The organism is Bacillus sp. 05T31 (genome assembly GCF_056396725.1).
In genome coordinates this window covers 1-4913 of record NZ_JBFTMA010000377.1, presented here as the reverse complement: position 1 = coordinate 4913, position 4913 = coordinate 1, and the positions used below count along the sequence as shown (strand labels likewise).

The window sequence follows — 4913 nt, the reverse complement described above, 5'->3', positions numbered from 1 at the left end:
CCTTTCAATATTAATTTTAAATTTTTTATAAACTAATTATTACATGTTTATAAATTGAACATACAGAATATGTAATATTGCATATCGAATTGTAGAACGTGAAGAAGTGAAGACGATAGTTGAACAAAAACGCTAATTGATAAGTAAACGCTAAAAAGAGCACTATAGATAAGTGCTCTTTTCGAAAGTGAGTATAAATTCCTATCATTCTATACTAGTTTATGCTCTACAGTATGTAGTTGCTACAAAAATGGATGTCAGTTTTTATTTAAGAATAGAGGTTTCCTGTAATAAAGCCTCTATAAAAAGGACACCTGAAGTTACGTTATAGTAAATTCAATTGTAATAGGAGTACCTTCATCTAGGACAGCTCCTCCTACAATAGTAGCAGCAGCAGTAGTAGTAACTCCAGTAATAGTATCACCTGTTTGGATTCCGCCGTTAATATATAGCGTTAAAAATGCATAAGAAGCAGGGAATGTTGTTACAGCTCCAGCAACAGTTCCTGTTGCTGCTGTACTTACAAATCGTCTTCCAGCGATAAACGGTTTAACGATAGCCAATTATATTCACCTCTTTTCAGAACCTACTTGGCCAAGATTTACTGTAAAAAGATGACTTGTGAGTTCCATTCGAAATTAATATATGAGTTTTCGGAATGTAAGTTGCATATACGAAAAAGAGCAGCTAGCAAAAGCTAACTGCTCAGTCTTAAGGAAAATCTAACTGGTTACAGCACATTAAAGATGGGTTATCTATAGTATGGACGGAATATTGTGTTTTATTCAGAGAGGTAGAGGGAAATGAATAAATTTATGCTGTTCCAACTTGGTTTTGGTCTGCAACATCAGCATCAAATGTGTTCGTTGCACTAACACCGCTAAAGGTATTAGCAACAAAAGCAACATTGGATGAGCCTGAACCATTATAAGCTTTTGTATTTTCCTTTGGAGAGACGTTATAAAAATCACCTAAGTTGAAAGAACCGTTGCTATTTTGTACAACCATGTTTCCAACAATAGATGGCATCAGTTTCACCTGCTTTCTTAGGAAGCGTTTAAATTAGAATATGGTCTATGAGTCTAGATGTTCATCTGAATCTGAAAATTTTAAAATGAGGGATGTTAGAAAACCTAATAAAATAATCCTTTTGTGGGGAAAAAGAATTTATAAAATAGGTACAATTCACGTTTAGAYYRTTTTTGAATGTAATATGGTATCAAAAGGAGTAAAACGCTCCAAAATGGAAATGAGAGACGTTTGCATGAAAGGGATGAGAGGAATGGCAAATGCAAAGAAAAAGAAAATAAGAAAAGCTATCGTTCGTCGTGCGATATCCGTTGATAAATACCAAGTTAACAAAGCTTGGAGAAACATCTTTGTGCAGGCTGGTATTATTAAATAAATGAAAACAGAATACAGTCCGGCTAGAAAACTAGAGGATACCAATTTTTAGAGCAGCAATAAAGCTGTTTTAAGAAATGGTGTCCTCTTTATTTTTGAAAGGGGATGTGGGGAATGAAGGTATTAAAAGATCAATTACATGAATGGAAAAAGCAATCCAAACAAGGAAAGAAGAAAAACAAAAAAAACAAAAAGAGAAATTAAGTACTCGTGAAATTGAGGATTTAATGGGGAWGCATAGACCTTGTTATGAACGTAGACGTGGAACGTTAAGACAAAAGTAATTTAAAAATAAAAAGGAGTGGTCTTACATGACTAAACAATTATCTTTCTTACCAAAAATCGATAGAACGGCAACACAAGAGGAATTAGAAGGCGTGTTGGAAAGTGTACGTATACATAGACAATTTGGGATGATGCGTAAAGAAATGAAAGTCACTCCTTCTTATGAAATGCGCGAACACGGCCCTACACATGCAGTTGGTAAGCCGTTAGAAGATGTTGCCATAGCAAATATTCAACAAAGTAAACGAGAAGAATGGCTTGAAGGGATGTCATTACGTATTGATCAGTTTTTAAATCGATTAGGAAACGGACGCGCAGGAACTATCCAAAGGGATATTATTTGTAAACGTTATTTAGAAGAAGAGGATATGTGTGATTACATGGTTTATAACGAAATCGGAATGTCAGAACGTACTTATCGACGTTGGAAGTCTAAAGCGTTTTATAAACTTGCTTTTGCACTTGGATTAGAAATTTACGAGACAGAAGAGACTGGAGGTAATGAATAATGAATTTTGTTCAACCGATACGTAATCCAGAGCAAATACAACAAATCAAAGAGTATTTAAAAGAAAAGAGTGAGCGTAATTATATCTTGTTTGTAATGGGAATTAATACAGGTCTACGTATTAGTGACATTCTAAAACTAAAGGCTGGAGATTTAAAGGGAAGTCATATCTCAATGCGTGAAATGAAGACAGGTAAGCAAAAACGAATTCAGATTACTGCAGCATTAAGAAGAGAATTGAAATGGTACATCGAAGAGAGGGAAGATCATGAGTATCTAATCAAGAGCAGACAAGGAAAGAATCGACCAATTGGAAGAAGTATGGCATATAAAATACTTAGTACCACAGCAGCTGAGTTTGGATTAGACGAGATTGGAACGCATACACTACGTAAGACATTCGGATATCATATGTACATGCAGACAAAAAATATAGCCTTGCTGATGGAGATATTCAATCATTCAAGTGAACGAGTAACGTTACGATATATAGGAGTAAACCAAGATGCAATGGATAAAGCAATGACTAGATTTAAAATCTAATCATTGCTTTTTATTTTCTGGGCTCTCACCACTTGTCTATCTCGTTATTCAACTAAATTACTAATTATCAAAAGTGTTTTATTAGCCAATAAATTGTATTAATAGTTGGTTAAATTTATCACGTTCTTCCCAAAATGGTCCATGACCACTGAATTGAAATGGTACAAGTTGAGAATTTGCTAATAAATTTTTTGTTTCTTGACCTTTGGTAAATGGAACTATTTTATCATGGATACCATGAATAATTAACGTAGGTACAAGTATTTTGCTAAGGTCATTGTAGACATTTTCATCTCTTAATGTTGTCATGATTGCAGCAGTTGACCAACTAGCGGCCTGTAATCCTAGCTGAAAGAACCATTCTGAGAATGGTTTAGTAATTTTCTGAAAGAAAAATAGGTCCGTTACACCCTCTAGCATTTTAGGGCGATCATTTAGTGTTTCAGTAATGAACTTATTTGCTATTTCTTTTTCAACACTAGTTGGAGATGCAGCGTCTATAAGGACTAGTTTAGATACTCCAATTCCTTCATGCCTAGCCATATAACGAATTGAAATAGCTCCTCCAGTGGAGTGTCCTGCTAATGTAACCCCTTTTAACTGCAACGCCTCTATTACTACATGTATATCATCTGCTAATCTGTCAAAATTGTAACCATTGAATGGTCTATCGGAATTACCATAGCCTCTCCAGTCAATGCCTATACATCGATATCCCATCGCAGGAAGAATATTGAACTGATATTCAAATTGTTTATGGTTTAAAGGCCATCCATGTATAAATAAAATTGTTTTATTACCCTGTGGATTTACATCTTCGACATATATTCTTACACCCGGTTCTACAGTAATAAAGTATCCCACGTGGATTCCTCCATATAATTAAGATTGCCTTTACAATAAAATATTCAACTAGGGAAATAAATATGTTTAGTCTCTGCTTTTATGCAATGTTACTCATTTTTATTGTGTTGTGTAACTCAAAAGAGAAAGTTAAATGAAATCAATGATACCAAGCGATTCAGCGAAGGGGGCAGTTACACACAATATAAGATATGGGTAAGTGGTAGTATCAAGGAATTGAATGAACGTTGGCAGACTCGTGACCGCTTTTTGGCAGGAAATGTGTCGGTTATTTTGGAATTAACGTGTTATATTTGTATTGTGGGAAGTGGCGGAAAACACAACTCACTATGTTGTTTGTAAAATTCTAAACGGTTCGTAATGACGGCACATAAAATCCGAAACCAGCAGATGGTAGTGGTTGAATGATACCGTTATTAAGGAGAGCTTTTGCTCTTCTTCCAGTTACTTAATAAAGTGCAAACAAATTGATGCAGCAATATTAGGTGATTGGAAGAAGGAGAAAACTTCATTTACCGTAATTGAAATACAAATAAATAATTGATATCAGAGCATCCATTCAGGTGCTTTTTCTTTTGATATGCTAATTAATCACAAATCGGTATTCCAAGTACTCTTAGAGCTAATGCTACTTGAAGAGAAATCTCTAATCTAGCAATTTCGATACCAGCTACTGTAAGAACTAAAAAAGAATGGCCATTTACAAACAAAACAAACTCAACACAAACCAAATATTGTAAAGAAGGTTCAAAAACTATCTAATGTAACACATCATATATTTTGTTACATTAGAATTTAGAAGAGAAATGCTGTTATATCAACGTTTTTGTCTATTTATAAAAATAACTACCATATTTTATGTAACATATTGTATAATGAAGATACATCTAATGTAACATAACGTATGGAGGGGTAAGGAATGAAGTTTGTGCAACCAATTCGAGATAAGAAGAAGTTAGAAGAAGTGAAAGAGGTTTTACGTCGCCAATCTTATCGTGATTTGTTTTTATTTGAAATGGGGATCAATACAGGTCTAAGAATTAGTGACTTATTGAAGTTACATGTAAATGATGTAAAAGAAAGAACTCACATTGTTATTAAAGAACAGAAGACCGGAAAAGATAAGCGTTTCATTATTAATACAGCGTTAAGAGAAAAAATAAATGAGTATGTAAGCGGAATGAATGAAACGGATTGTTTATTTGCTTCGAAAAAGACGGGAAAGCCAATTACAAGAATTCAAGCTTATCGAATCATGAATGGCGCTGCTGAAAAGGTAGGGCTTGATGAAATTGGAACGCATACGCTT

The 4913-nt window shown here is 34.2% G+C and carries 9 protein-coding genes; 5 read left to right on the top strand and 4 right to left on the bottom strand.

Going from position 1 to position 4913, the window contains the following annotated elements:
• Positions 1-320 precede the first annotated feature (320 nt).
• The gene (locus tag AC1DJR_RS19730) at positions 321-563 is read right to left on the bottom strand and encodes a DUF4183 domain-containing protein (protein WP_477003309.1); all 243 of its coding nucleotides are present in this window, start codon (positions 561-563) and stop codon (positions 321-323) included.
• 250 nt (positions 564-813) lie between these two features.
• Entirely contained in the window at positions 814-1029 is a 216-nt protein-coding gene (locus AC1DJR_RS19725) for a spore germination protein (RefSeq protein ID WP_078205660.1), read from the bottom strand.
• 253 nt (positions 1030-1282) lie between these two features.
• On the opposite strand from AC1DJR_RS19725, the gene AC1DJR_RS19720 reads away from it, so the two are divergent.
• The 4 genes from AC1DJR_RS19720 to AC1DJR_RS19705 all read left to right on the top strand — a co-directional run bounded on the left by AC1DJR_RS19720 (position 1283) and on the right by AC1DJR_RS19705 (position 2740).
• Entirely contained in the window at positions 1283-1405 is a 123-nt protein-coding gene (locus AC1DJR_RS19720; RefSeq protein WP_087943100.1) for a DUF3983 domain-containing protein, read from the top strand.
• A 142-nt stretch (positions 1406-1547) separates the two neighbouring features.
• Entirely contained in the window at positions 1548-1688 is a 141-nt protein-coding gene (locus tag AC1DJR_RS19715) for a hypothetical protein (RefSeq protein ID WP_477003310.1), read from the top strand.
• Between the two features lie 27 nt (positions 1689-1715).
• Positions 1716-2198 carry an ArpU family phage packaging/lysis transcriptional regulator gene (locus AC1DJR_RS19710; RefSeq protein WP_410593457.1) on the top strand — a complete coding sequence of 161 codons (483 nt, stop codon included), beginning with the start codon at positions 1716-1718 and terminating at the stop codon, positions 2196-2198.
• The gene (locus tag AC1DJR_RS19705; protein WP_215564270.1) at positions 2198-2740 is read left to right on the top strand and encodes a site-specific integrase; all 543 of its coding nucleotides are present in this window, start codon (positions 2198-2200) and stop codon (positions 2738-2740) included. The genes AC1DJR_RS19710 and AC1DJR_RS19705 overlap by 1 nt, the downstream gene beginning before the upstream one ends.
• An 81-nt stretch (positions 2741-2821) precedes the next feature.
• On the opposite strand, the gene AC1DJR_RS19700 is transcribed toward AC1DJR_RS19705, so the two are convergent.
• The gene (locus AC1DJR_RS19700; protein ID WP_477003308.1) at positions 2822-3604 is read right to left on the bottom strand and encodes an alpha/beta fold hydrolase; all 783 of its coding nucleotides are present in this window, start codon (positions 3602-3604) and stop codon (positions 2822-2824) included.
• Positions 3605-4191: 587 nt separating this feature from the next.
• Positions 4192-4335, bottom strand: coding sequence for a DUF3956 family protein (locus AC1DJR_RS19695; protein ID WP_080223070.1), 144 nt, complete (start codon positions 4333-4335; stop codon positions 4192-4194).
• Positions 4336-4523: 188 nt separating this feature from the next.
• Between AC1DJR_RS19695 and AC1DJR_RS19690 the strand changes: the two genes are divergently transcribed.
• On the top strand, positions 4524-4913 hold a 390-nt coding region (locus tag AC1DJR_RS19690; protein ID WP_477003307.1), incomplete at its 3' end, for a tyrosine-type recombinase/integrase.